25 protein-coding genes are annotated in these 25,349 nt (G+C 72.4%); 15 read left to right on the plus strand and 10 right to left on the minus strand.

The annotated features are described in order from the left end of the window. Window positions 1-43: 43 nt before the first annotated feature. Window positions 44-706 (plus strand): hypothetical protein, encoded by a 663-nt coding sequence (locus ACFUJ1_RS06420; RefSeq protein WP_378643762.1) that lies wholly within the window; start codon window positions 44-46, stop codon window positions 704-706. Here the strand turns inward: ACFUJ1_RS06420 and ACFUJ1_RS06425 are convergent. Next, window positions 691-1,614, minus strand: coding sequence for a TIGR03564 family F420-dependent LLM class oxidoreductase (locus tag ACFUJ1_RS06425; RefSeq protein ID WP_378643235.1), 924 nt, complete (start codon window positions 1,612-1,614; stop codon window positions 691-693). The genes ACFUJ1_RS06420 and ACFUJ1_RS06425 overlap by 16 nt on opposite strands. A gap of 16 nt (window positions 1,615-1,630) precedes the next feature. Then, window positions 1,631-1,963 (minus strand): hypothetical protein, encoded by a 333-nt coding sequence (locus tag ACFUJ1_RS06430; RefSeq protein ID WP_378643237.1) that lies wholly within the window; start codon window positions 1,961-1,963, stop codon window positions 1,631-1,633. A gap of 485 nt (window positions 1,964-2,448) precedes the next feature. Here ACFUJ1_RS06430 and ACFUJ1_RS06435 point away from each other — a divergent pair, with 485 nt between their 5' ends. The 8 genes from ACFUJ1_RS06435 to ACFUJ1_RS06470 all read left to right on the plus strand — a co-directional run bounded on the left by ACFUJ1_RS06435 (window position 2,449) and on the right by ACFUJ1_RS06470 (window position 11,297). Then, window positions 2,449-3,468: a helix-turn-helix domain-containing protein gene (locus ACFUJ1_RS06435; RefSeq protein ID WP_378643239.1), complete on the plus strand. Its 1,020-nt coding sequence runs from the start codon at window positions 2,449-2,451 to the stop codon at window positions 3,466-3,468. Further along, complete coding sequence (locus ACFUJ1_RS06440) at window positions 3,465-4,481, plus strand: hypothetical protein (RefSeq protein ID WP_378643241.1); 1,017 nt, start codon at window positions 3,465-3,467, stop codon at window positions 4,479-4,481. Before ACFUJ1_RS06435 ends, ACFUJ1_RS06440 begins: the two co-directional genes overlap by 4 nt. Window positions 4,482-4,698: 217 nt before the next feature. Beyond that, on the plus strand, window positions 4,699-5,859 hold the full coding sequence (locus ACFUJ1_RS06445) for an ABC transporter substrate-binding protein (RefSeq protein ID WP_378643244.1): 1,161 nt from the start codon (window positions 4,699-4,701) through the stop codon (window positions 5,857-5,859). A 3-nt stretch (window positions 5,860-5,862) separates the two neighbouring features. Then, on the plus strand, window positions 5,863-6,963 hold the full coding sequence (locus ACFUJ1_RS06450) for a FecCD family ABC transporter permease (protein WP_378643246.1): 1,101 nt from the start codon (window positions 5,863-5,865) through the stop codon (window positions 6,961-6,963). Continuing rightward, the gene (locus tag ACFUJ1_RS06455; protein ID WP_378643249.1) at window positions 6,960-7,754 is read left to right on the plus strand and encodes an ABC transporter ATP-binding protein; all 795 of its coding nucleotides are present in this window, start codon (window positions 6,960-6,962) and stop codon (window positions 7,752-7,754) included. Before ACFUJ1_RS06450 ends, ACFUJ1_RS06455 begins: the two co-directional genes overlap by 4 nt. A 10-nt stretch (window positions 7,755-7,764) precedes the next feature. Then, the gene (locus ACFUJ1_RS06460; RefSeq protein WP_378643252.1) at window positions 7,765-9,057 is read left to right on the plus strand and encodes an NtaA/DmoA family FMN-dependent monooxygenase; all 1,293 of its coding nucleotides are present in this window, start codon (window positions 7,765-7,767) and stop codon (window positions 9,055-9,057) included. Between the two features lie 3 nt (window positions 9,058-9,060). Continuing rightward, a complete protein-coding gene (locus ACFUJ1_RS06465; protein WP_378643254.1) occupies window positions 9,061-10,407 on the plus strand; it encodes an NtaA/DmoA family FMN-dependent monooxygenase in 1,347 nt (448 codons plus the stop codon). Beyond that, window positions 10,404-11,297: an amidohydrolase family protein gene (locus tag ACFUJ1_RS06470; RefSeq protein ID WP_378643257.1), complete on the plus strand. Its 894-nt coding sequence runs from the start codon at window positions 10,404-10,406 to the stop codon at window positions 11,295-11,297. Before ACFUJ1_RS06465 ends, ACFUJ1_RS06470 begins: the two co-directional genes overlap by 4 nt. Window positions 11,298-11,360: 63 nt before the next feature. Here ACFUJ1_RS06470 and ACFUJ1_RS06475 read toward each other — a convergent pair whose 3' ends face one another. Next, on the minus strand, window positions 11,361-12,455 hold the full coding sequence (locus ACFUJ1_RS06475; protein ID WP_378643260.1) for a PLP-dependent aminotransferase family protein: 1,095 nt from the start codon (window positions 12,453-12,455) through the stop codon (window positions 11,361-11,363). A gap of 237 nt (window positions 12,456-12,692) precedes the next feature. On the opposite strand from ACFUJ1_RS06475, the gene ACFUJ1_RS06480 reads away from it, so the two are divergent. Genes ACFUJ1_RS06480 through ACFUJ1_RS06490 form a run of 3 tightly spaced genes read left to right on the plus strand, consistent with a single transcriptional unit; the run spans window position 12,693 to window position 15,557 of the window. Beyond that, window positions 12,693-13,565, plus strand: coding sequence for a helix-turn-helix domain-containing protein (locus tag ACFUJ1_RS06480; RefSeq protein WP_378643262.1), 873 nt, complete (start codon window positions 12,693-12,695; stop codon window positions 13,563-13,565). A gap of 57 nt (window positions 13,566-13,622) precedes the next feature. Continuing rightward, window positions 13,623-14,987: an APC family permease gene (locus ACFUJ1_RS06485; protein WP_378643265.1), complete on the plus strand. Its 1,365-nt coding sequence runs from the start codon at window positions 13,623-13,625 to the stop codon at window positions 14,985-14,987. Window positions 14,988-15,029: 42 nt separating this feature from the next. Then, window positions 15,030-15,557: a peroxynitrite isomerase gene (locus ACFUJ1_RS06490; RefSeq protein WP_378643267.1), complete on the plus strand. Its 528-nt coding sequence runs from the start codon at window positions 15,030-15,032 to the stop codon at window positions 15,555-15,557. Here the strand turns inward: ACFUJ1_RS06490 and ACFUJ1_RS06495 are convergent. From ACFUJ1_RS06495 to dxr, 5 genes are all read right to left on the minus strand, one after another. Beyond that, the gene (locus ACFUJ1_RS06495; RefSeq protein ID WP_378643763.1) at window positions 15,551-17,332 is read right to left on the minus strand and encodes a penicillin-binding transpeptidase domain-containing protein; all 1,782 of its coding nucleotides are present in this window, start codon (window positions 17,330-17,332) and stop codon (window positions 15,551-15,553) included. The genes ACFUJ1_RS06490 and ACFUJ1_RS06495 overlap by 7 nt on opposite strands. Before the next feature lie 74 nt (window positions 17,333-17,406). Continuing rightward, window positions 17,407-18,270, minus strand: coding sequence for a GNAT family N-acetyltransferase (locus ACFUJ1_RS06500; RefSeq protein ID WP_378643269.1), 864 nt, complete (start codon window positions 18,268-18,270; stop codon window positions 17,407-17,409). 60 nt (window positions 18,271-18,330) lie between these two features. Next, window positions 18,331-19,461 (minus strand): flavodoxin-dependent (E)-4-hydroxy-3-methylbut-2-enyl-diphosphate synthase, encoded by a 1,131-nt coding sequence (gene ispG / locus ACFUJ1_RS06505; RefSeq protein WP_378643765.1) that lies wholly within the window; start codon window positions 19,459-19,461, stop codon window positions 18,331-18,333. A 123-nt stretch (window positions 19,462-19,584) separates the two neighbouring features. Further along, on the minus strand, window positions 19,585-20,787 hold the full coding sequence (locus tag ACFUJ1_RS06510) for a M50 family metallopeptidase (RefSeq protein ID WP_378643271.1): 1,203 nt from the start codon (window positions 20,785-20,787) through the stop codon (window positions 19,585-19,587). A gap of 90 nt (window positions 20,788-20,877) precedes the next feature. Then, window positions 20,878-22,026: a 1-deoxy-D-xylulose-5-phosphate reductoisomerase gene (gene dxr / locus ACFUJ1_RS06515; RefSeq protein WP_378643273.1), complete on the minus strand. Its 1,149-nt coding sequence runs from the start codon at window positions 22,024-22,026 to the stop codon at window positions 20,878-20,880. Window positions 22,027-22,116: 90 nt separating this feature from the next. On the opposite strand from dxr, the gene ACFUJ1_RS06520 reads away from it, so the two are divergent. Next, the gene (locus tag ACFUJ1_RS06520; RefSeq protein WP_378643275.1) at window positions 22,117-22,386 is read left to right on the plus strand and encodes a DUF2631 domain-containing protein; all 270 of its coding nucleotides are present in this window, start codon (window positions 22,117-22,119) and stop codon (window positions 22,384-22,386) included. Window positions 22,387-22,407: 21 nt separating this feature from the next. On the opposite strand, the gene ACFUJ1_RS06525 is transcribed toward ACFUJ1_RS06520, so the two are convergent. Next, window positions 22,408-23,370 carry a LysR family transcriptional regulator gene (locus ACFUJ1_RS06525; RefSeq protein WP_378643277.1) on the minus strand — a complete coding sequence of 321 codons (963 nt, stop codon included), beginning with the start codon at window positions 23,368-23,370 and terminating at the stop codon, window positions 22,408-22,410. 35 nt (window positions 23,371-23,405) lie between these two features. Between ACFUJ1_RS06525 and ACFUJ1_RS06530 the strand changes: the two genes are divergently transcribed. Continuing rightward, complete coding sequence (locus tag ACFUJ1_RS06530) at window positions 23,406-23,816, plus strand: DUF5997 family protein (protein ID WP_378643279.1); 411 nt, start codon at window positions 23,406-23,408, stop codon at window positions 23,814-23,816. On the opposite strand, the gene rlmN is transcribed toward ACFUJ1_RS06530, so the two are convergent. Continuing rightward, window positions 23,813-24,922 carry a 23S rRNA (adenine(2503)-C(2))-methyltransferase RlmN gene (gene rlmN / locus ACFUJ1_RS06535; protein WP_378643282.1) on the minus strand — a complete coding sequence of 370 codons (1,110 nt, stop codon included), beginning with the start codon at window positions 24,920-24,922 and terminating at the stop codon, window positions 23,813-23,815. The two genes, ACFUJ1_RS06530 and rlmN, sit on opposite strands and share 4 nt — an antisense overlap. Window positions 24,923-24,979: 57 nt before the next feature. Here rlmN and ACFUJ1_RS06540 point away from each other — a divergent pair, with 57 nt between their 5' ends. Then, window positions 24,980-25,345 (plus strand): lipopolysaccharide assembly LapA domain-containing protein, encoded by a 366-nt coding sequence (locus tag ACFUJ1_RS06540; protein ID WP_378610900.1) that lies wholly within the window; start codon window positions 24,980-24,982, stop codon window positions 25,343-25,345. Window positions 25,346-25,349: the final 4 nt, after the last annotated feature.

The raw sequence follows: 25,349 nt of genomic DNA on the forward strand, positions 1-25,349 counted from the left end.
TACGCTGCCACCAAACTGGAACAGGTTTCAGGAAGTGGTGACGATGAAGCTGGTGCACGCGCTCTGGGGCCCGGGCGACCTGCTCGGCGACCCGGCCCGCACGGGCCTGCGCTCGGCCGGGGCCACCCGGATCCAGGTGAACCTCGCCGACGCCGCGGTGGCCGGTGCGCTGCTGCGGCTCACCACCTTCGAGGAGCCGGTGGCCGCCGTGGTGGCGACGGAGGTTCCGGACGAGGCGGCGGGCGCGCGGGTATCGGCGGTGCTCACCGGTTTCGCCGGGCGGGTGGCGGGCTGGTGGGTCGAGGAGCACCTGCCGCTGCCGCCGCCCGCGGTTCCCCCCGGCGAGCGGGCGCCGGGGCTGGCGAACATCGCCTTCCTCCGCCGCCCGGCCGAGCTGCCCTACGCCGAGTGGCGCTCCGCGTGGCTGGAGCACCACACCGCGGTCGCCATCGAGACCCAGGCGACCTTCGGCTACGTACAGAACCTGGTACTCGGCCCGGCCACCGACGGCGCGCCGGAGCTCGCGGCGATCGTGGAGGAGCTCTTCCCGATCGAGGCGCTCACCGACCCGCACGCCTTCTACGGCAGCGGCGGCGACGATGCCGAGCTGCACCGCAGGTCCGGCCGGATGCTGCGCAGCGTCGCCACCTTCGGCGCCGACCGCGACCTGGACGTGGTCCCGACCAGCCGCTACCTGCTCGGCTGACCGGCCAGTTCGCTCAGCAGCGCGCGGGTGCGGTCCGCGCTCTCGCCGCGGGTGAAGAGCGCGCCGACGAAATCGGTGGCGCCCGCCGCGGCGACCTCCGCGATCCGGGCCGCCACCTGCTCCTCGCCGCCGATCAGCGCCAGGTCGACCGGGCCCGCGACACCCTCGCGATCCATCATGGCGCGGTACGAGGGCAGGTTGCCGTAGAAGCCGAAGGCCTTGCCCGCGCGGGCGCGCGCGTCCTCGACATCGTCGGTGACGCAGACCGGCAGCGCGCAGACGACGCGCGGCGCGGGCTTGCCCGCCTCGGCCGCGGCCTCGGCGATCACCGGCGCGATGTGCGAGCGGACGGTGGCCGGGCCGGTCATCCACAGCGTGGTGCCGTCGGTCTCGCGGCCGGCGAGCCGCAACATGCGCGGGCCGAGCGCGGCGAGCAGCACCGGAACCCGGCCCTCGTTCGGCACGGTGAGCGCGAGTTCGGCACGTACCGTGTCGCCCTGGAACGAGGCGGGCCGGTTGTCCAGCAGCGGAAGCAGCACCCGCAGGTACTCGGTCATGTGGTGCGCGGGCCTGCCGAAGTCGTAGCCGTACATGGTCTCGATCACCGGGCGGTGCGAGAGCCCGACGCCGAGCGTGAGCCGGTTGTCGCCGAGCGCGAGCGCGGTGGTGCGGGCCTGCTGCGCGAGTGCGGCGGGGTGCCGCGGGTAGCTGGGCACCACCGCCGTCCCGAGCTCGATGCCGGGCACCCGGCTGCCCGCGACGGCGATGGCGGTCAGCGCGTCGACGCCGAAGATGTGCGAGAGCCACGCCGAGGAGAACCCCGCCGCGGCGGCCGCCGCCAGCTCGTCGGTCAGCCGGGTGAGGGCGTCGGGGCCCGAGGTCTCGCCGAGCAAGATGCCGATTCGCACGATCCGTCTCCTCCGCTCAGGCGGGCGAGCTCGCCCGCGCCGGTTCCGCGGGCCAGCATAGGCGCGCGGCGTCGCGCTCCTGGATCCGGAGGAAGAGGCGCAGCAGCACCTGGGTGAGGTCGAGGCCGAGTTCGGCGGCGCGGAGCTGGGCCAGTTCGACGGCCATGGTGTCGTGCACTGCGGCCGGGTCGCTGAGCACCTCGTCGAGCACCATGCCGCTGACGGCCTGATCGCGGGTGAGCGGGATGTCGGGCAGCCAGTCCAGTCGCCAGGTACCGAATCCGTCGAGCCGGGCCTGTTCCGGGCTGACCGTGCTGGTGATCGTGGTCGCGGTGGTGTGCAGTGCCATGGTCCCCTCCGTTCGCGCTGCGAATGCTCGATCGCGACCGCGCCGGTGTCGGGGGGCGGGCCGATGGTTCGCGTTGTCCGAGGACGAGCGGCAGGGGGATCGAGCGGAGAGTCACCGGAAAGGCCGGGAACCTGCCTCCTGCCGCAGCGAGGTGTCCGTGGTCGGTACCTCCTCGCTGCCGGGGGCGGATTGTTTACCTATGCTACCGAGCGCCTACTTGTGCCGTCAATTGTGCTTCAAAGCTTTTCAGTGACACTTCTTAGGCTTTCACCGATACTGGAGGTTGCGGTTGTGCGTCCTCGAGGGAGTTTCCGTGCCGCTTTTCCACCGTGGTCCCGAGTCCGGGCCACCCGCGCCGAGCTGCCGCGTCCGATCAGCGATTTCGGCGCGAAGGGTCTCGCTCCGCTTCGCGGCCCCGGGTGCCCTATGCTCACGCCCCGTGACACATCGTGTGCTTCGCTGTGCTGCCCGCTCGGAGGGCTCCCGTGACTGAGCCGGGCGAATCGATCGGCGCGCTCGTGCGCCGGCTGCGGACCGAGCGCAACCTGACCCAGGCGGAGCTGGCGCAGCGGGCCGGTTGCTCGCGCAGCCTGGTGCAGCAGATCGAGAACGGCTCCCGGGTGCCCCCGCTCTCGCTGCGCGAGCGGCTCAGCCTCGCGCTCGGCGAGGAGCTGCCCGGCGCGCCCGCGGAAGCGGGCGACACCGGGCTGCACGAGCTGCGGATGCGGTTCAACGTGCTGCTCGGCAAGGATCCGCAGGTGGTCGAGCGCGCGCTGCGAATCGCGCAGAGCCTGCTGGACGCGGCCCAGGTCCGGGACGAGATCGAGCCCCTGCGCCAGCTCGCCGACCGGCAACTGGAGCGGGCGGAGGAGATCCTGACCCAGATCCCGTCCCGCAGCGCCACCGTCTGGGAGTGGAACACGGTGAGCGACCTGCTCACCCTGCTCGACCAGGCCACGGTGTCGGTGCGGGCGATCCACCCCGTCGATCTCGGCACCATCGGCGGCGACGTCGGCGACGACTACCACGCCGCCATCCTGCGGCTCGCGGACAAGACGCAGCCCCCCGCGGTCGAGGTGCGCCGGATGTACGTGCTCGACGACATCAGCGACGTCTGGACCTACGACGACAAGCTCTGGCGGCAGACCAGGGCCGGGGTGCGGAGCGTGCTGGTCAAGCGCGAGCACGCGCGCAATGCCCAGGGCATGCTGGTCGTGGACGACCGCTACGTCGCCGTCGGCGAGTACGACTACTCGCAGCAGGCCCGCGTTGCCACCCGCTTCTCGGTGCTCAAGCACGATGTCGCCTTCGCGGTCAAACGCTTCGAGAAGCTGTGGGCGCTGCACGACACGGGCACCGCCGTGGTGGTGAACGAGGTGCTGGCCGAACCGGCGCTGGCCGGGTACAAGCGGCTCTCGGACGGCGACTGCCGGATGCAGTTCCGGGAGGCGCTGGCCGAGCGCTGGGCCCGGATCGAAGGGGATCCGGACGGGATCGCGGAGTGACCGCACCCGTCCTCCTGGCCGGACCGGAGCGCCCAGCGCGGGCGATTCGCGCGGTCGGTGTGCTGCGCGAGACCGCGCCGAACGAGAAGCGCGTCGCCCTCACGCCGGACGCGGTGCGCCGCCTCGTCGGGCAGGGGCTGAGCGTCACCGTCGAGACGAATGCCGGTGCGGCGGCGGGCTTCCCGGACCGCGCCTACCTGGCCGCCGGCGCCAGGGTCGGCGCCGCCGCCGAGGTCGGCCGAGCGGACATCGTCGCGTGGGTGAAGACGCCCGGCTACGACCTGGCGAGCCTTCGGCTCAGGCCGGGCACGACGCTGATCGGATTCCAGGACCCGCACCACCGCCCGGCCGAGATCGCCGCGCTCGGGCGGGCCGGAATCCGCACCGTCACCCTCGAGTTCGCGTCGCGGGCCCCCGATGCCGCCGCGTTCGACGCGCTCACCCCGATGAGCAGGCTGGCAGGCACGGTCGCCTACGCCGAGGCCCGCACCCTGCTGCCGCCCGCGACCCTGCGGCGCCCGCTCCGCGCCCTGATCCTCGGGCACGGCGCCGCGGGCCGCGCCGCGCTGCGGGCCGTCGTCGACACCGGCGATGCGCCACCGATCGTGGTCGGGGTCCGCGGCGACACCGCCGTCGAGGCGCTCGAGGCGGGCGCCATCTCCTTCGTCACCTCCGGCGGCCCGGCCACGATCGGCGCCCTGATCCCGCAGTTCCGTCCCGACATCGTGCTCTGTGCCGCGGTGCACCGCGGCGAGCGGGCCCCGCTGCTCGTCGACCGGGCGGCGCTCGATCTACTGACCCCGGGCAGCGTGGTGGCCGATCTGGCCGCCAAGGCCGGTGGCAACTGCGTCGCCACCCGCCGCGACAGCACCTACACCCTGCCGAACGGCGTCACCGTGACGCACCGCAGCAACTACCCGGCGGCACGTCCGGCCGAGGCCAGCCGCGCGTACGCGGCGGCCGTCGCGGCGATGATCCTGCACCTCGCCGCGGGCGGCGAACCCCAACGGTGAACCAAAACTGAACGAATCCGACAGGTCCGCTGGATTGTTCCGGCGGGCGCGGCCGGGGCACACTGCACCTCGTTCGCCGGAATTCGAGGGGTCTCCGCATGTGTTGTTGTAGCCCGTTCCCGCGGCGGTCCGTCTAGCGACCGCCCCGGCGCGCCGTCGCGCGCCCGTTTCGCACCCGCGCCGCAGCGGGTCTCTCTTCGACTCCTCAGGAGCCCCCATGTCCGTACCCTCCCCTGCCCGGAAACCGTTGAGCAGGCGCGCCTTCGGCCGGATCACCGCGGTCTCCGCGCTCACCGTCGCCGGCGCGGGCGCGCTGGCCGCCTGCGCCGACGACGCCGCGGTGGCGCCGACCGCCGCGGGCGCCACCACCATCACCGACGAGACCGGGCGGGTGATCGAGCTGAATCTGCCCGTCCAGCGCGCACTCTCGGGCCTCGGCGGCAACCAGTACATCCTGGAGCTGGTGCGCGCGGTCGGCGCGCAGGACCGGGTCATCGGCGCCACCGCCAGCCAGATCACCACCGACGGCTGGAGCGGCTACTGGGACAGCTTCCGCGGCATCGACAGGAACAAGCTGATCGCGGGCACCACCGGCGGCTTCAACTACGACCGCATCCTGGAACTCCAGCCCGACGTCCTGCTCACCGGAAGCAACAGCCCGTGGCAGGAGGCGGAGGGCAAGCTGAAGCCGTTCGGCATCCAGGTGGTGGTCTTCACCGCGTGGGAGCCGAGGCACTCCACGGTCAACACCGAGCTGCTCGGCAAGCTCTTCGGCGTCGAGGACCAGGCGGCGAAGTACCGCAGCGAGGTCCCGCAGGCCATCGAGAAGCTGCTCGCCGACCGGCTGAGCGGCCTGGCCGACCAGGACAAGAAGCGGGTCTACTTCGAGGGCGCGGTCGACTACATCGCCGGAATCCCCGGCGGCTGGGACTGGGTGATCCGCTACGCGGGTGGCCGGAACATCTACTCCGACATCCTGATCAACGGCGGCGTGGGCTGGAACGAGATCACCGTCGAGCCCGCCGACATCATCTCGCGCAACCCGGATTTCATCATCAAGAACGGCGTCCAGGGGCTGCCGCAGGGCTTCTACCAGCCGTGGGGCCGGGATCGGTTCGTCAGCACCGCGGAGTCGATCGTGAACCGGCCCGGCTTCGCCGGGCTGAACGCCATCCGGGACAAGAACCTCTGGGTCACCAACAACTACCTGATCAGCTCGGCCTCCAAGTGGGTCGGCGCGCTCTATCTGGCGAGCTGGCTGTACCCGGACCGGTTCCGCGGCGTCGACCGGGAGGCGTACTTCCGCGCCTGGGTGGAGCAGTACCAGCACACCACCTACATCCCGGACACCGAGTACTACTACCACCACGGGGTCTGAGCCATGACCGAGACTCTGGAACGCCCGGCGCCCGGCCTGCTCGCCCGGTACCGCGCGCTCACCCGCACCGACACCGGGCGGCGCACGGTGATCACCGCGGGCGCCGTGCTCACGGCGCTGGTGTCGGTGTGGGCGCTCTCGGTGGGCGGGGCGCTGATCGGGCTGGACGACGCGATCTCGACGCTCTGGGCCAAGGTCACCGCGAGCCCGCCCGGCGATGCCGCCACCGCGCGGGTCCGGTTGCAGGTGTGGGAGCTCCGGGTGCCTCGGGTGCTGCTCAGCCTGGTGGCGGGTGCGGCGCTGGCGGTCGCGGGCGTGCTCTTCCAGGGGTTGCTGCGCAATCCGCTGGTCAGCCCGTACACGCTCGGGATCGCGCCGGCCGCGGCCTTCGGCGCCTCCTACGTCATCGTCTTCCTCGGCCGGGAGACGGCGGGGCCGTCGGGTGAGCTGTGGATCGTGCTCGGGGCGCTGCTGGCGGCGGTGGTGAGCTCCGGCTTCGTGCTGGCGCTCGCGGCCACCAGGAGCAGCGACCCGTCGACGCTGATCCTGCTCGGCATCGCGGTCACCCAGTTCTTCACCGCCGCCACCGCGGTGCTGCAGTTCACCGCCGACCAGGAGACGCTGGCGGTGATCGCGCAGTGGATGTGGGGCTCGGTGAACGGCGCGGTCTGGCGCGAGGTGGTGATCGTCGGGCTGCTCTTCGGGCTGACCTACCCGCTGGTGCAGCGCAGGGCGGGCGCGCTGAATGCCATCGCCTTCGCCGGTGACGACGCCGCCAAGAGCCTCGGCGTCCCGGTGACCCGCACCCGGCTCTGGCTGCTCGGCCTCGCGGTGGCGCTCACCGCGGTGACCATCAGCTTCACCGGCATCATCGGCTTCGTCGGACTGGTCGCGCCGCACATCGCGCGGCTGCTCATCGGCTCCAATCACCGCTTCCTGCTGCCCTTCTCGGCTGTCATCGGCGGGCTGCTGCTCGTGGTCGCCGACTCCGCGGGGCGCACCGTGCTCGACCCGGCGGTGGTGCCGGTCGGCATCGTGGACGCGCTCATCGGCGCCCCGGTCTTCCTCTATCTGATCCTCGCCAAACGAAGGGCGACAACATGACCCTCGACATCACCGACCTGCACTTCGGCTACGGACGCAGACGCATCCTGCACGGCGTCTCGCTGCAGGCGAGGCGCGGCGAGCTGCTCGGGCTGCTCGGGCCGAACGGCTCGGGCAAGTCGACCGTGCTGAAGAACATCGCCCGGATCCACGAGCCGACCGAGGGCAGCCTGACCTGGGAGGAGAAGACCGCGCTCGGCAAGCTGAGCCGCCGCGAGCTGGCGCGGCTGGTGGCCTACGTGCCGCAGGCCATCGACGTCTCCTTCGACCTGGAGGTGCGCGAGGCCGTCGTGCTCGGCCGCACCCCGCACTTCGGCGCGCGGCCGAGCGTCGAGGACTGGCGGCAGGTGGACCGCGCCATCGAGCTGCTCGGGCTGACCGAGCTGGTGCACCGCTCGGTCACCGAGCTCTCCGGCGGCCAGGCACAGCGGGTGCTGATCGCGCGGGCGCTGGCCCAGCAGCCGCAGATCCTGCTGCTGGACGAGCCGACCAGCGCGCTGGACATCAAGTACCAGCTGCAGACGCTGCGGCTGGCCCGCCGGGTGACCCGCACCGAGGGCGTGGCCGGGGTGATCGCCATCCACGACCTGAGCCAGGCCGCCCGCTACTGCGACCGCATCGCCTTCCTGCAGGACGGGCTGGTGCGCGCGGTCGGCACCCCGGCGGAGGTGTTCACCGCCGAGCTGATCGCCGAGATCTACGGCATCGAGGTCTCGGTGGTGCACGCCGAGGGGTCGGTGCACATCGTGCCGCGCGACCAGCTCGACGACCCCGTGATCGCCGCGGCCTGAGGAGGTTCCGATGTCCCGCCGACTCCGCCTCGGGCTGCTCACCAACGCGCCGGGCAACACCCGCCCCGGCGAGATCCCGCCCGGCGACACCCGCGGCCCTGGCAACCCGCTCGCGCACTACGCCCGGCTGGCCCGGCTCGCCGAGGCGGCGACCTTCGACCTGCTCTTCGCCGCCGACGCGCTCGGCTCCGACGCCGAGCTGGGCGCGAAACCGGAGCCGATCACGCTCTTCGCCGCGCTCGCCGCGCAGACCGAGCACATCGGGCTGGTCCCCACCGTCTCCACCACCTTCACCGCGCCGTTCAACCTGGCCAGGCAGCTGCAATCGCTCGATCACCTGAGCGGCGGCCGGGCCGGGTGGAACGCGGTCACCTCGGCGATCGGCGAGCACAACTTCGGCGATGCCCCGCTGCCCGCGCACGCCGACCGGTACCGGCAGGGGCTGGAGCACGTCTCGGTGGTGACCCGGCTCTGGGATTCCTGGCGGGACGGCAGCCAGCAGGGGCCGATCGACCACCGCGGCGAGTTCTACCGGGTGGCCGGGCCGCTGCCGCTGCCCCGCTCGCCGCAGGGCAGGCCGGTGCTCTTCCAGGCCGGGTCGTCGGCGGACGGACAGGATTTCGCGGCCCGCTTCGCCGAGGGCGTCTACACCGCGCAGCAGACGCTGGCAGGCGCGCAGCGCTTCTACCGCTCGCTGAAGGCGAAAACCGCGGCCGCGGGCCGGGATCCGGCCGGGCTGCTGGTGCTGCCGGGGGTGAGCACCACCATCGGCGGCACCGAGGCCGAGGCCCGCGCGCTGGACGCCGAGCTCTTCGAGGCCGGGTACAGCGCGCAGTCCCGGATCGGGCTGGAGCGGCACCTGGCGGGCGCCGACCTCTCCGGGCTCGGGCTGGACGACACCGTCCCGGCCGGGCTGCTGCCCCCGGTGCACGCCATCCAGGGGCGGCAGAGCCGGTACGCGCTGTTCCGCGAACTCGCCGTCGAGGAGGGCTGGACGCTGCGGCAGCTACTCGAACTGCAGCAGCGCTCGGCCGGGCACGGCCGCGCGGTCGGCAGTCCGGAGCAGGTGGCGGAGCGGCTGATCGAGTGGTTCCGCCAGGGCGGGGCGGACGGGTTCGTGATCATGCCCGGCCAGGGCCCCGGCGGGGTCGAGGCCTTCACCGAGCAGGTGGTGCCGATCCTGCGGCGGCGCGGTGTCTTCCGCACCGAGTACGAATCGACGACGTTGCGCGGCAATCTCGGGCTGCCGCCGGAGAGCGCCTACGCCGCCGTCGCGCCCGCCGATATCGCCAGGGCGGGCTGAGCCGTGCCGAAACACCTGGTGCTCAACGTCAACCTGCTCACCGCCGGGGCGCACCCGGCGGCCTGGCGCTCGCCGGGCGGCAACCCGCGCGCGCTCATCGATCCGGCGCATTTCAAGGCGGTGGCGCGGGAGGCCGAGCGCGGGCTGCTCGACGCAGTGTTCCTCTCCGACGCGGTCATGCTCAAGGGCGGCGGTGCGGGCATGCCGGTGTCGTCGCTGGACCCGGCGGTCGCGGTGACCGTGATGGCGGGCGCCACCGAGCACATCGGCTTCATCGCCAGCACCAGCGCCACCTTCCAGGAGCCGTACCACATCGCCCGCACCTTCGCCTCGCTCGACCACGTCAGCGGCGGGCGGGTCGGCTGGAACGTGGTCACCACCCGGGATCGGGGTGCGGCGGCCAACTTCGGCGGGCCGCCGGAGTCCGGCGAGCGGGTGCTGCCGCCCAGGGAACAGCGCTACGCCCGCGCCGCCGAGTCCATCGAGGTCGTCCAGGCGCTCTGGGACAGCTGGGAGGACGAGGCCCTGCTCGCCGACCCGGTCTCCGGGCGTTTCTCCGACCCCGCGCGCATCCACCCGATCGACCACCGCGGCGCGCACTTCCAGGTCGCCGGGCCACTCCAGGTGCCGCGGCCGCCGCAGGGCCGGATTCCGATCGTGCAGGCCGGCGGCTCCGAGGGCGGGCGGGAGCTGGCCGCCCGCTACGCCGACGCGGTCTTCACCGCGCAGCACCTGATCCCGCAGGCGGCGGAGTTCGCCGCCGACATCCGGCGCCGGGCCGCCCGGTACGGCCGCGACCCGCGCGGCATCAAGATCCTGCCCGGCGTCAACCCGATCATCGGCAGCACGGTGGCCGAGGCGCGGGCGCGCAAGGCCGAGCTGGACGCCCTGGTCGACGACGCGAGCCGGGTGCGCGGCTTCGCCGCCTTCCTCGGGCTCGATCCCGGGTCGCTGGAGCTGGACCGGCCGTTCCCGCCGGAGCTGGTGCCGCCGCTCGGCGATACCTACGGCTCCGAGGGGTTCACCGGGGCGCTGCGCACGCTGCTCGCCGAGCGGCCGCTCACCGTCCGGGAGCTGCTGGAACGCGGCACCTTCCACCGCGATCTGGTCGGCACGCCGGAGCAGCTGGCCGACTCGTTCCAGGAGTGGTCCGATGCGGGCGCCGCGGACGGCTTCAATCTCCAGTTCGCCCGCTACCCGGACCATCTCACCGACTTCGTCGACCACGTGCTCCCGGTGCTGCGGCGCCGCGGCCTGGTCCGCTCCGAGTACACCGACCGCACCCTGCGCGCCCGCCTCGGCCTGCCGAGACCCGCGAGCCGCTACGCACCCCAGGAGGTTTCCCGATGACCGAACTGCTCGACTTCCACGCCCACTTCCGGCCGCCGTGGTGGCGCGAGATCGCGCCGGCGAACGCGCGCACCGGCGGGCCGTTCGCCCTGCTCGACGACACCGAGGAGCTGCTGCGATTCACCCGCGAGGGCGGGGTGTCGCACCGGGTGCTCGGCGCCCCTGTCGACCTGCTCTTCGGGCCGGGCGAGGTGCCGCGCGAGCAGCTCGACCGGGTGAACGAGCACCTCGCCGGGCTGGTCGCGGCGCACGCGCCGCTGCTCGGCGGGCTCGGCACGGTGAACGCCTTCGCCGGCGCCGACGGCGCCGAGCAGGTCAGGGACGCGGTCGGGCGGCTCGGGCTGGCCGGGATCGTGATCGACTCCGCGCGCGACGGGGTCTCGGTCGGGGCGCCGGTCACCCGGCCGACCCTCGAGGCCGCCGCCGAGCTGCGCGTCCCGGTCTTCGTACACCCGGTCTTCGCCCCCGACACCGCCGCGCTGGAAGCCACCGCCGGCGCACCGGGCGTGTCGTTCGGCCGCGGCTTCACCAACGGGATCGCGCTGCTCACCCTGCTGCACCACGGCGTGACCGACGACCTCCCCAAGCTCGACCTGGTCTTCACCTCGCTCGGCACCGGCGCCCTGCTCTTCGCCGCCGACCACCTGGCAGGCAGGCAGCACCGCATCCACATCGACACCCTGCGGCTGAACCCCGCCGCGCTGCGCTACCAGATCGACGTCCTCGGCGCGGACCGCGTGGTGCTCGGCACCGACTGGCCGATCCGCACCGACGGCACCCGGCGCGACGTCACCGCCTTCTTCGACGCGGCCGAGCTCGACTCCACCGCGCGGGCGCTGGTCGGCGGCGACAATGCCCGCCGCCTCTTCGCCAGGGCCGCGGAGGGCTGAGCGCGGCGCGGAGGGGCCGAGCGATCCGGCCCCGCACCCCGCGCGGCGGCGAGGCGAGGGTGTTCAGCCCGCCCAGGCCGCGGCGATGCGCTCGACGCCGAGTTCGATATCAGCGCTGGTGGCGTTGCTGAAGCCGAGCCGGATCCGATCGGTGTGCCCGCCCGCCCCCTCGGGGTCGAAGTAGCGCCCGAGCGCGAACTCGACCCCGAGCGCCCTGGCCCGCTCGCGCAGCGCGACGAGGTCGAGCCCGGGCTCGGTGGCCCGCACCCACAGGAAGATCCCGCCCTCGGGCTCGTCGAACGCCGCCCGCTCCCCCAGCCGGGAGCGCAGCGCCGCGGTGAGCGCGCCGGACCGCTCCCGGTACAGCTCCCTGCCGTTGGCCAGCACGCCGTCGAAGAAGCCCGGTTCGGCGAGCACACCGGCCAGCGCCGTCTGGGTGAGCAGCGAACTGTGCTGGTCCACGTTGGCCCGCAGCCGGGTGAGCACCGGGAGCACCCACTCCGGCGCGACGATCCACCCCGACCGCAGCCCCGGCCCGAGCGTCTTGGAGAAGGTGTTCACCCGGACCACGGCGTCGCTCGCCAGCGGCAGATCCGGCAGCGCCGCCCCGGCGAACCGCAGCGAGCGGTACGGGTTGTCGGAGACCACCACGAAGCCGTACCGCTCGGCGAGCGCCACCGCCCGCGCCCGGTCGGCGGCGGCGAGCGTCGCGCCGGTGGGGTTCTGGAAGTCCGGGATGAGGTAGAGCAGCTTGATCCGCAGCCCGTCGCGCAGCCGCTGCTCGAGCGCGTCCAGGTCGAGCCCGGCCGCCGAACTCGGCACCCCGACGACCTGCGCCCCGTACTGCGCGAGCACCCGCAGCGCGACCGGGAAGGTCGGGTTCTCCACCGCGACGACGTCGCCGGGGTCGAGCAGCGCGGCGAAGAGCAGGCTGAGCCCGTGCAGCGCGCCGTTGGTGACCAGCACCCGGTCGGGGGTCGTCCCCTCGTGGTCGGCGATCCACGCGCGCAGCGGCTCGATGCCGGTCGCCACCGAGTACTGCAGCGCGGTGGCACCGGTCAGAGCGGTGGTGAAGGCATCGGCCAATTCCTTGGTAGGCAGGGCCTCGGCGGCGGGCGCCCCGCCGACCAATCGAACAGCTCCCGGCGGGAGCGGCACGACCGGACCGAACCCACCGGCCGGTTCGTTTGTTGCGGAACGGGAGAGGATAGCGCTGCTGGTCACGGCATATAACGCTAGAGCGGGCGACCGCGCGGGAACCCGGTTTGGATCGGCCGGATGCCAAGTCGCCGACACGTCGCGCGACCCGTGAACGGCGGCGCCGCCCGAGCGGTACCGTTGAGGTCTGCCCGCGCCGGATCCGTCCCGTGCGCGGGCCCGCACGGAAGGGGTGGCATGGCAGGCAAGCGCACGGTGCTCACCGTCGGGCTGCGCCGGCTGGCGGCGATGCTGCTCGAGATGCGGGAGGACGCGCGGCTCGGCAAGGAAGAGGTCAGCAGCCGCACCGGCATCAACATCACCACGCTGTACCGGATCGAGACGGCGCAGGCGCGGCCGCAGCGGCGCACGCTGATGGCGATGCTCGACCTGTACGACGTCGACGACAAGCAGCGCGAGGAAGCGATCGAGCTGCTCACCACGGCGCTCAAGCCGGGCATGGCGCGGGCCTACGAGGGCAGCGTCTCCGAGGTCTACGCGGCCTACATCAACTTCGAGTCCGAGGCGCTCTCGGCGCGGCACTACCAGACCTCGACGGTGCCGGGGCTGCTGCAGACCTACGAGTACGCCAACGCCGTCATCGACACCTCCATGCCGAAGCTCGAGGCGTCCATGATGGAGAGCAGGGCCAAGGCCAGGATGGACCGGGGGGTCAACCTCACCAAGGACGAGCCGCTGGAGCTCTGGGTGGTGATGGACGAGGCGGCCATCCGCCGGGTGGTCGGCGGCCCGGTCACCATGCGCGGCCAGCTGGAGCGGCTGCTGCAGGAGATCAAGCGCAAGAACGTGATCCTGCAGATCCTGCCCTTCGACGCGGGCGCGCACCCGGGCATGGCGGGCGCCTTCACGCTGCTCGACTTCCCGAACCCGGCCGATCCCGAGCTGGTCTACGTCGAGGGATTGGCGGGCGACGAACTGATCGAGGGGCACACCGAGATCCGCCGCTTCGGCGTCATCTTCGACCAGCTGCGCGCCATGGCGCTGAGCCCGCGCGACTCCGCGGCCATGATCGCCGCCGCCGCGGCGGAACTCGCCGAGATCGGCGACTGAAACCGCGGCGGATTGGGTAATTCCCTCTGCACCACCGAGTGCTGAAGGAGGTGCGCCATGGCCGAGGTGACCGCCGACAGCGCCACCGAACCCGAGCTGAAACGCGTCATGGGTCCGGGGCTGCTGCTCCTGTTCGTGGTGGGCGACATCCTGGGCACCGGGATCTACGCGCTCACCGGCAAGGTCGCCAACGAGGTGGGCGGCGCCGTCTGGGTGCCGTTCCTCGTCGCCTTCCTGGTCGCGCTGATCACCGGATTCAGCTACCTGGAGCTCGTCACCAAGTACCCGCAGGCCGCGGGCGCCGCGCTGTACACGCACAAGGCGTTCGGCATCCACTTCGTCACCTTCATGGTCGCCTTCGCGGTGATGAGCTCCGGCATCACCTCGGCGTCGACGGCGGCCCGCGCCTTCGCCGCCAACTTCGCCGAGGCGTTCGACCTCGGCATCGGCGACGGCATCGGCATCACGCTGGTCGCGCTCTCCTTCATCCTCGTGATCGCCGCGATCAACCTGCGCGGGGTGAGCGAGGGCGTCAAGCTGAACGTGGTGCTCACCTGCATCGAGCTGACCGGGCTGCTCATCGTGATCGCCGTCGGGCTGTGGGCGCTCGGCTACGGCAACGGCGACTTCGGCCGGGTCACCGAGTTCGAGACCGGCGACCGCTCCGCGCTCGGCGGCGTCATCGCCGCCACCACGCTCGCCTTCTACGCCATGGTCGGCTTCGAGGACTCGGTGAACATGGCCGAGGAGTGCAAGCAGCCGAGCAAGATCTTCCCCAAGGTGCTGCTCGGCGGGCTGCTGCTGACCGGCCTCATCTACGTGCTGGTCTCGATCACCGCGGTGGCGCTGGTGGAGCCGAGCGAGCTCGGCGCGGGCGACACCCCGCTGCTGAAGGTGGTCGAGATCGGCGCCCCCGGCTTCCCCACCGGCATCTTCGCCTTCATCACCATGTTCGCCGTAGCCAACTCGGCGCTCATCAACATGCTCATGGCCAGCAGGCTGCTCTACGGCATGGCGCGCCAGGACGTGCTACCGCGCGCCTTCGCGGCGGTGCACCCGCGCAGGCGCACCCCGCACATCTCGATCGTCTTCACCACCGTGCTCGGGCTGGCGCTCATCCTCTTCGTCGGCCAGGTCCCCGAACTCGGCGGCACCACCGCGCTGCTGCTGCTCGCGGTCTTCACCATCGTCAACATCGCGGTACTGGTCCTGCGCCGCGACCCGGTCGAGCACAAGCACTTCCGCACCCCGACCATCCTGCCCATCATCGGCGCGCTCACCTGCGGTTTCCTGGTCACCCCCTTCACCGACCGGAACCCGGAGCAATACCTCATCGCGGGCATCCTGCTCGGCGTCGGCGCCCTGCTGTGGGCGGTCAACCAACTCGCGCTGCGCAGGCAGGCGAAGCCGGTCGCGCCGTAGGCCCGGCGGGCAACCGGAAGTCGAGTGGCCTGCCGCCGTGGAGTGAGCCCGGGCGGGGGCTACCCTCGACCGGTGGCAGCCCCCACCCCAGCCCCGCACCCCGCCCTCACCGCACTGACCCCGCTACTCGGTGTCTGGCGCGGCAAGGGCCACGGCGAGTACCCGACCATCGACTCCTTCGACTATCTGGAGGAGGTGGAGTTCGGGCACATCGGCCGCCCGTTCCTCACCTACCGGCAGCGCACGCGGGCCGCCGACGACGGCCGCCCGCTGCATGCCGAGACCGGCTACCTGCGCTGTCCGGCGCCGGACCGGGTGGAGCTGATCCTGGCCCACCCCACCGGCATCACCGAGATCTACGAGGGCACGCTCGACACCGGAGACGGCGCGATCCGGCTGGAACTCCGGACCACCGGAATCGGGCTCAGCAGCACCGCGAAATCGGTGACCGCGATGGGCCGCTCGTTCACCGTCCGGGACGACGCGCTGGACTACTCGGTGCGCATGGCCGCCGTCGGCGAGCCGCTGACGCACCACCTCGCCGCCACCCTGCACCGCGCCGATCAGTAGTCCGGCGGCAGGGCCGTGAACATGTCCCTGGTCACCGCGACCGCATTGTCCGAACTGCCGCCCTTGACCAGCAGGGTGGCGAAGGCGAGATCGCCGCGGTACCCGACGAACCACGAGTGCGAGCCGCCGTCCACCTCGGCCTCGCCGGTCTTGCCGTAGACCTCGCCCTGGTCGACGATCCGCTCGGCGGTACCGCCGGTCACCACCTTGCGCATCATGGTGCGCAGCCCGTCGATCGCCGCCGGTGCCGGGTCGGGGCGCTCGCCGTCGACCTCGGTGGTGCGGCCACCGATCAACCACGGTGTCGGCGCCCGCCCGGTGGCGACGGTGGCAGCCATCAGCGCCATGCCGAACGGGCTCACCACCACCCGGCCCTGGCCGATGCCGTCCTCGGTGCGCTGCACCAACTCCTCGGCGGGCGGCACCGAGCCGGAGAAGGTCGGCAGCCCGGGGACGGTGTAGGTCGCGCCGACCCCGAGCGAGGCGGCGGCGCTGTGCAGCGCGTCGCCGGGCAGCTCGCTGGCGAGCTTGGCGAACGAGGTGTTGCAGGAGCGCTCGTACGCGGTGGCCATCGGCACGCTGCCGACGGAGAAGAGGTCGTAGTTCGGAATCGTGCGCTCGCCGATGGTGATCCGGCTCGGGCAGGGCAGCACGGTGTCCGGATCGGCGAGGCCGGCGGTCATGGCGGCGGTCGCGGTCACCGTCTTGAAGATCGAACCGGGCGGGTACTGGCCGATGGTCGCCATCGGGCCGTCCCGGTCGGTGGCCTCGTTCTGCGCGACCGCCAGGATCGCGCCGGTGGACGGCCGGATCACCACCATCATGGTCTGCTCGTCGCGGCGCACGTCCACCGCGCGCTGCGCCGCGTTCTGCACGAACCGGTCGACGCTCAGCGCGAAAGACGGCGCGGGCTGCGCGGCCACCTCGGTGAGCACGTCGGTGTCGGCGCCGTTGGCGTTCACCGTGACGACGCTCCAGCCTGCCCTGCCGTCCACCTCGGTGATCACCGTCTGCCGCACCTGGGTCATCAGGTCGGGGGCGAACTTCCGATCGGTCGGCACCATGTCCCACTCCGGGACGAGCGTGACGCCGGGCAGCCCGATGAGCTCGTTCGTGACCTGGTCCGCCTCCACCTCGTTCAGCGCGATCACGGTGTGCGGGCCGCGCGCGGCGCGGGCGGCGGCGAGGATCTTCGGCGGGGTCAGCTCGGTGTCGAAGCGGTGCAGCGCGCGGGCCAGCGTGGTGGCGGTGCTGCCCGGGTCGGCGGCGGCGCCGGTGTCGAAGGTGACCCGGGAGACCCGGCCCGGCACCAGCACGTCGCTGCCGGAGGACTCGTTCACCCTCGCCTTCGGCGCGGGGTCGGCGCGCAGCACCATGGACTGGGTGTCGCCGAGCCGGGGGTGGATGTCGGCGGAGGTCCAGCGCACCGCCCAGCGACCGTCGATCTTGCCCATCTGCAGCTGGCCGGTGTAGCTCCAGACCCGGTTCTTCGGCAGCTTCCACTCGTAGGTGTACTCCACCGTCGCGGTGTCGCCGCTGACCCTGGCCTGCCCCGTGGTCGCCGCCAGGCTCTCGGCCTGGAGGTTCTTCCACGCGGATTCCAGTGCGGGCCCGGCCTTCTCGGGGAGGCCGGTGAGTTCGGCGGCGTCGTCGGTGCGACGTTCGGCGAAGGCCTCGACGAAGGCGTCGGCGGCGGGGATCGGGCCCTGCGGGCCCGCCGAGCAGCCGACGGCGGCCAGCACCGTGCAGACCGTCGCCGCGAACGTGGTGACCATCCGGATCGACACGGCCCGATGGTAACCGGCGATCGACCGGCAAACCCCGATGGCGCACCGGGGAGTTCGGCCGCTCAGTCCAGCAGAACGGTGGCGAAGGTGGCGATCTGCTGGAAGCCGACCTTCCGGTACGCGCGGCGCGCGGCGCCGTTGTAGTCGTTGACGTAGAGGCTGGCGGTGCGGCCGGAGGCGACCACCGCGTTGGCGACCGCGGCGGTGCCGGTGGCGCCGTGCCCCTTCCCGCGGTGCTCCGGGTGCACCCAGACGCCCTGGATCTGCCCGGTGCGCCGGGAGAGCGCGCCGACCTCGGCCTTGAAGACGACCTCGCCGTCGTCGAATCGGGCCCAGGCCCGGCCGGATTCGATCAGCCCGGCGATCCGCCTGCGGTAGCCGCGGCCGCCGTCGCCCGCCCTCGGGTCGACGCCGACCTCCTCGATGAACATGGCGATGGCGGCCTCGAGGTAGCGGTCCAGCTCGTCCGGGCGCACCTTGCGCACCTCCGGGTCCGCGGTGATCACGGCGTACCCGGCCAGGGCGAGCAGCGGCTGCACGCCGCGCACCTCGCGCTCCGGACCCCAGTGCCCGGCCAGCGCCTCCCAGAGCGGCAGCGCCAGCTCGCGGCGGCCGACCACCGAGGAGCACATGCGCGGGAAGCGCAGCGCGCGCTCGGCGAAGGCCTTCACCGAGGCGGCGTCACCGCGCAGCGGCACCAGGTTCGCGCCGGAGAAGCACAGCGAATCGTCGGGGTCACCCCGGCTCCACAGCTCGCCGTAGCCGTACCTGGCATCCAGGCCGTACTCCTGCAATCGGGCCGCGACCATGCACGACGCGACCGGATCGGTATCGAGGACGCGCAGCACCTGCGCGAGATCCCGGTTCGCGAGCTGTCGCGCGGCCGGGTGCCGCGCCCGACGCGCCGGCTCCAGCAGACTCCGCACAACGCCAAGCCTGCCACGAACCGGGCCGGAGCGGTACAGCAAGTACCGAACCTTGATCTTCTACCCGACGGTAACCACCGGATCGCCGGATTCGGCTTCGCCCATCTGCTCGGCGATCCGCATGGCCTCTTCGATGAGCGTCTCGACGATCTGCGCCTCGGGGACGGTCTTGATGACCTCGCCCTTGACGAAGATCTGGCCCCTGCCGTTGCCGGAGGCGACACCGAGATCGGCCTCGCGCGCCTCGCCGGGCCCGTTCACGACGCAGCCCATGACGGCGACGCGCAGCGGCACCTCCATGCCCTCCAGCCCGGCGCTCACCTCGTTGGCGAGGGTGTAGACGTCGACCTGGGCCCGCCCGCAGGACGGGCAGGAGACGATCTCCAGCTTGCGCGGCCGCAGGTTCAGCGACTGCAGGATCTGCCCGCCGACCTTGATCTCCTCGGCGGGCGGCGCGGAGAGCGAGACCCGGATGGTGTCGCCGATCCCCTCGCTGAGCAGCGCGCCGAAGGCCACCGCCGACTTGATGGTGCCCTGGAACGCGGGCCCGGCCTCGGTGACCCCGAGGTGCAGCGGGTAGTCGCTCTGCGCGGCCAGCTGCCGGTACGCCTCCACCATGATCACCGGGTCGTTGTGCTTGACCGAGATCTTGATGTCGCCGAAGCCGTGCTCCTCGAAGAGCCCGGCTTCCCAGAGCGCCGACTCCACCAGCGCCTCCGGCGTGGCCTTGCCGTACTTCGCCAGCATCCGCTGGTCGAGCGAGCCCGCGTTGACGCCGATCCGGATCGGGATGCCCGCGGCCCCGGCCGCCTTGGCGACCTCCGCGACCCGGCCGTCGAACTCCTTGATGTTGCCGGGGTTCACCCGGACCGCGGCGCACCCGGCATCGATCGCGGCGAAGATGTAGCGCGGCTGGAAATGGATATCGGCGATCACCGGGATCTGCGACTTCTTCGCGATGGTCGCCAGCGCGTCGGCGTCCTCCTGGCGCGGGCACGCGACCCGGACGATGTCGCAGCCGGAGGCGGTGAGCTCCGCGATCTGCTGCAGCGTCGCGTTGATGTCGTGCGTCTTGGTGGTCGTCATGGACTGCACCGAGATCGGATGATCGCTGCCGACGCCCACACCGCCGACCATGAGCTGGCGGGTCTTGCGCCGGGGTGCGAGGACGGCCGCCGGTGCGGCGGGCATCCCCAATCCGATGGTGGTCACTGTCGGCTGCCTTCTTCCTCAGGTGCGTGGTCGAGCCGTTGCGCCATCGAGCTTAGTCGCGCTTCGCGAGTGTGCCCGGTGTGAGGCCGCCGACAGCCGCGATCAGGGGAACAGCTTGACCGGGTTCACGATGTCGGCGGTGAGCGTGAGCACCATGTACGCGCCGCCGAGCACCACCGCCGCGTAGGTGAGCGGCAGCAGTTTCAGGTAGTCGACCGGGCCGCCGGGGGCCAGCCCGCGCCAGGCGCGCAGCGAGTTGCGCGCCTTCTCGTAGAGCACGACGGCCATGTGCCCGCCGTCCAGCGGAAGCAGCGGGAGCAGGTTGAAGGCGCCGAGGAAGAAGTTCAGGCTGGCCAGGACCAGGATGAAGATGCCCCAGAGCCCGCGCTCGGCGGTCTCGCCGCCGATCCGGCTGGCGCCGTACACGCTGACCGGGGTCTCCGGGTCGCGCTCGCCACCGGTCACCGCGGTCCACAGCGCCGACACCTTGGCAGGCATCTGGGCCAGCGATTCCAGGGTGCGCACGAACATGTCGCCGGTGAAGGCGAGCGAGGCGGGAACGGCACCGAGCACGCCGTACTTCTGCGGCGGCTCGGCGCCGAAGGAACCGACGCCGACGGCGCTGACCTCGCGCGGGTTCTGGCCCTTGTCGTCGTAGCGCACGGTGCGCTCCGGCGTCACCGGAACGGTGAGCGTCGCGCCGTCCCGCTCGATCGTGTAGTCGAAGGTGCCGGTCTGCTTCTGGGTCTCGCGCTGGAAGTCCTTCCAGGTGCTCACCGCCACGCCGTTCACCGCGGTCACCACGTCGCCGCGCCGCAGCCCGGCGCGCTGTGCCGGGCCGGTGCCCGCGCACTCCTGCAGGGTGCCGTCCGGGTTGGCGGTGGCGACGCAGTTCATCGCGCCGAGCTTGGTCTCGACCGGGTCCAGCTGCGGCAGCCCCCAGCCGATCGCGAGCACCACCACGAGCAGGAAGCCGAGCAGGAAGTTCATCGCGATGCCGCCGAACATCACCACCATGCGCTTCCAGGTGGCCTGCCGGTACATGGCCCGGTCCAGATCCTCCGGCGGCACCTCGTCCAGCGCGGTCATCCCGACGATGTCGCAGAAGCCGCCGAGCGGGAGCGCCTTGAGGCCGTACTCGGTCTCGCCGCGCTGGAAGGAGAAGACCTTCGGGCCGAAGCCGATGTAGTAGCGCCGCACCTTCATGCCGGTCGCCTGGGCCGCCCACATGTGGCCGCACTCGTGCAGCGCGACCGAGATCGTGATGCCGAGGGCGAACAGGGCGAAGCCCAACGCGAACACCATCTGAACTCCAGTCCTCCTGCGAATTCCGACCCCCGGCGCCGGACGCCTGTGGTCAACAGTAGCGGTGCGGGACCGTACCAGCCCGGGCGATCAGGCCGATCGCCCGCGCACCGCGGCGGCGGCGAAGGAGCGCGCCCACCCGTCGGCGGCAAGCACCTCGGCCAGCGAGCCCGGCTCGGCCCGCCACTCGTCCGCGCCATCGACCGCCTCGGTGACGATCCGCACGATCTCCGGGAAGCGGATCGCGCCGTCCAGGAAGGCCTGCACCGCGACCTCGTTGGCGGCGTTGTAGACCGCCGTGACACTGCCGCCGAGCGTGCCCGCCCGGCGGGCCAGCTCGACCGCGGGGAAGACCGCGTCGTCCACCGGCTCGAAGGTCCAGGTGGCGGCGGTGCCGAAGTCGCAGGCGGCGGCGGCACCGGGGATCCGGTCCGGCCAGCCGAGCGCGAGCGCGATCGGCAGCTTCATGTCCGGCGGGCTGGCCTGCGCGAGCGTCGAGCCGTCGGTGAAGGTGACCATGGAGTGCACGATGGACTGCGGGTGCACGGTGACGTCGATCCGGTCGTACGGGATGCCGAAGAGCAGGTGCGTCTCGATCAGCTCCAGCCCCTTGTTCACCAGCGAGGCCGAGTTCAGCGTGTTCATCAACCCCATGGCCCAGGTCGGGTGCGCCTTGGCCTCGGCCGGGTTGACGTCCTCCAGCATCTCGGTGGTCCAGCCGCGGAACGGCCCGCCGGAGGCGGTGAGCACCAGCCGGTCCACCTCGTCGGCGCGGCCGCCGCGCAGGCACTGGGCGAGCGCCGAGTGCTCGGAGTCGACCGGGACGATCTGCCCGGGCGCGGCCGCGCGGGTCACCAGCGAACCGCCCGCGACCAGCGACTCCTTGTTCGCCAGCGCGAGCCGGGTGCCGGATTCCAGCGTCGCCAGCGTCGGCTCCAGGCCGAGCGAGCCGACCAGCGCGTTCAGCACCACGTCGGCCTCGGTGCGGCGGACCAGCTCGGTCGCCGCGGCGGGGCCCGCCAGCTCCAGGTCGAGCTCGTGCGCCGCGCGCGGATCGGCCACCGCGACATTGCGGGTCCCGGTCGCGGCCATCTGCGCGGCCAGCAGCTCGGGGTTCCCGCCGCGGGCGGCGAGCCCGACCACCTCGAACCGGTCGGGGTTGGCGGCGATCACCTCCAGCGCCTGGGTTCCGATGGATCCGGTGCTGCCCAGCAGCAGGACTCTCACGATGTCGGACACCGCCCCATTGTGGCAGCCCTGCTGGCTACGACATGCGGTCGTATGTCACGATATCGGGCAGTAGCCGTATCCCCGCCAGAAGGAGCGATCGTGGCCGCCACGGAACTCGAACCCGCCGACAGCGAGCGCGCGGTCGTGCACCGCGTCGACACCGCCGACGTGCCATCGGCCGCCTGGGGCTGGAGCGGGGAATCGCCGAAGACCTTCCGCATCGCGGGCTGGTTCGTCGCGCTCGCCCTGCTCGCCATGATCATCGGAAACCACAACGGCAGGGTCGAGGACATCTTCCTGGTCGGTTTCGCGCTCTCCATCGCGGGCCTGTTCGTCTACGACGCGATCCTCCGGCGTCGGCCCAGGTAGTTCCCGGCTGGAGCGCCGCGCTCAGCGGGTGCGGCGGCGGCCCTGCTTCGGCGCGGATGCGCGCGGGGCGCCGCGCTTGGCCGCGGCTTTCTTCGGCTGCGCGCGATTCGACTTCGCGGGCTCGGCCCGGGCCGACGGCGTGCGGGCTGTCTTCGCCGGCTCGGCGCGGGCCGATGGCGAGCGGGTGCTGCGCGCGGTCCGGCCGCGCACCACACCGACGAACTCCTCGACCGGCTCGGTGGTCGCCGCGCTCGGCCAGGCCAGCGCCACCTCGGTGCCGGGCAGGTCGGTGACGGTCCGGTAGACCAGGTCGCGCCTGGCGTGCAGCCGCGCGATGGAGTGCGGCAGCACCGCGACGCCGACCCCGGCGGCCACCAACTCCAGGATTCCCGCCGCGCCGTCGATATCGTCCCCGTCGTGCCGCTGCCAACCGGCCAGATCCGCCTCGGCGATCTCGTCGTACGCCGCCACCGGATGCTCTTTCGGCACCACGGCGACCGCCAGCTCCCGGTACAGCGAAATCACGCTCAGCCCGTCCCGATCCACCGGCAGCCGGACGAAACACATGTCGACCTCCCCCGCACGCAGCGCCCGCTCCTGCTCGGCCTGCGCCAGCGGCACCGTGGTCAGCGGGACCTCGGGGAACCGCTCGGCCCAGATCCGCTCCCACTTCGACACCGTCACCCCGGGCGCGAACCCGACCCGCAGCGCCGCGGCCTCGGGCTCGGCGACCGGCTGCGCGGTATGCGCGAGCACCGCCCGCGCCTGTTCCCGGAGCGCCGCCCCCGCCGCGGTCAGCTCGGTCGGCTGCGCACCCGGCACGAAGAGCCGCTCCCCCAGCTCCTGCTCCAGCTCGATCACCGTGCGGCTGAGCCGCTGCCTGGCGATGCCGAGCGCCCGCGCGGCGCGCGCGAAGTGCAGTTCGTCGGCGACCGCGACGAACTGCCGCAGCCGCTCGGGGTCGATCGAATCGGGGCTGCTCACCCGGGTGACAGTAGTGCACCGCCCCGGCGGATAGGATGCTCGGCGTGCCGAACCCGCAGACCATGAAACCGCTCACGGCCGCCGCCAAGCTGGGCATCTACCTGCCCGCCGCGCCGGAGGAGTTCCGCACGCACCCGATCACCCGCGAGGAGCTGACCGCGCTGCGCGAGGATCCGCCGGAGTGGCTGCGCGAGCTGCGCCGCACCGGCCCGTTCCCGCGCGACGTCGTCGCCCGCAAGCTCGGCGTCAGCAACAGCGGGCTGGCCCGCGCCGAGGTCTCCGACCACCTCACCGCCACCGAGATCGAGGCGCTGCTCGCCGACCCGCCCGCGTGGCTGCTGCGCGAGCGCGAGAACCTGCGCACCGTCGAGGCCGAGGCCACCAGGATCGACGAGGAGCGCGAGCGCAAGCGGGCGGCGAGCAACCGCCCGCAGAAGAACTACTAGTTCTCCGCGGCCAGCTGCCCGCAGGCGGCCGCGATCTCCTGGCCGCGGGTGTCGCGCACCGTGCACGGCACGCCCTGCTCGTTCACCCGGCGCACGAACTCCCGCTCCACCGGCTTCGGGCTGGCGTCCCACTCGCTGCCCGGGGTCGGGTTGAGCGGGATCAGGTTGACGTGCACGCGCGAGCCGAGCGCCCTGTGCAGCTTCTTGCCGAGCAGGTCCGCGCGCCACGGCTGGTCGTTCACGTCCCGGATGAGCGCGTACTCGATCGAGATCCGGCGGCCGGTGGTGTCGGCGTAGTAGCGCGCGGCCTCCAGCACCTCCGCGACCGGCCAGCGGTTGTTCACCGGAACCAGGGTGTCGCGCAGCTCGTCGTCGGGGGTGTGCAGCGAGACGGCCAGCGTCACCGAGAGCCCCTCGTCGGCCAGCTTGCGGATGGCGGGGGCCAGCCCGACCGTGGAGACGACGACATTGCGCTGCGAGATGCCGAACCCGTCCGGCGCGGGCGCGGTGATCCGGCGGACCGCGGCGACCACCCGCTTGTAGTTGGCCAGCGGCTCGCCCATCCCCATGAAGACGATGTTGGAGAGCCGCCCCTGGCCGCCCGCCACGTCGCCGTCGCGCAGCGCGGCCGCGGCGGCGCGCACCTGGTCGACGATCTCGGCGGTGGAGAGGTTGCGGTCCAGCCCGCCCTGGCCGGTGGCGCAGAAGGGGCAGGCCATGCCGCAGCCTGCCTGGCTGGAGATGCAGAGCGTGTTGCGGTCGGGGTAGCGCATGAGCACGCTCTCCACCAGCGTGCCGTCGCCCGCGCGCCAGAGCGTCTTGCGGGTGCTGCCGTCGTCGCAGGCGACGTGTTTGACCACGCTCAGCAGCGGCGGGAAGAGCGCTTCGGCGACCCGCTCGCGCATCGGGGCCGGCAGGTCGGTCATCTGGCTCGGGTCGGCCTGCAGCCGGGCGTAGTACTGCCTGGCGATCTGGTCGGCCCGAAACTTGGGCAGCCCGAGTTCGGCCACGGCGGCGCGCCTGCCCTCCGCGTCGAGATCGGCGAGATGCGTGCGCGGCATCCCGCGGCGCGGGGCATCGAAAACGAGCGGAAGGGAGGCGACCATAGTTCTGCCAGTGTCCCATCCGCGCGTAATCGCGCTGGTAGCGGGTATCCATGCGCCATGACCACTACGCCGGCACCCGAGCCGAATCCGCTGTCCGAGGCGACCGCCGATCCGCTCGGCGACGCCACGGGCACGCAACCTCGTGAAGTCTCCGCGCCGGTGCAGCGCAAGAAGGTCTCGGTCTCCTCGAAGACCGGCTACGCCTGGAGCGGCCTCGTCGCGGGCGCCGTCATCCTCATCGTGCTGCTGATCTTCATCCTGCAGAACCTGGACCAGGTGCCGGTGAGCCTCTTCTTCTGGGACTTCACCCTGCCGCTCGGCGTCACCGTGCTGCTCAGCGTGATCATCGGGGCGCTGCTGATGTCGCTGGTCGGCGGGCTCCGCATCCTGCAGCTGCGCCGCTTGGCGAAGCACCCGCGCTGACCCG

Origin of the sequence: Nocardia sp. NPDC057227 (genome assembly GCF_042669725.1) — a bacterium.
Classification (GTDB): domain Bacteria; phylum Actinomycetota; class Actinomycetes; order Mycobacteriales; family Mycobacteriaceae; genus Nocardia; species Nocardia asteroides_A.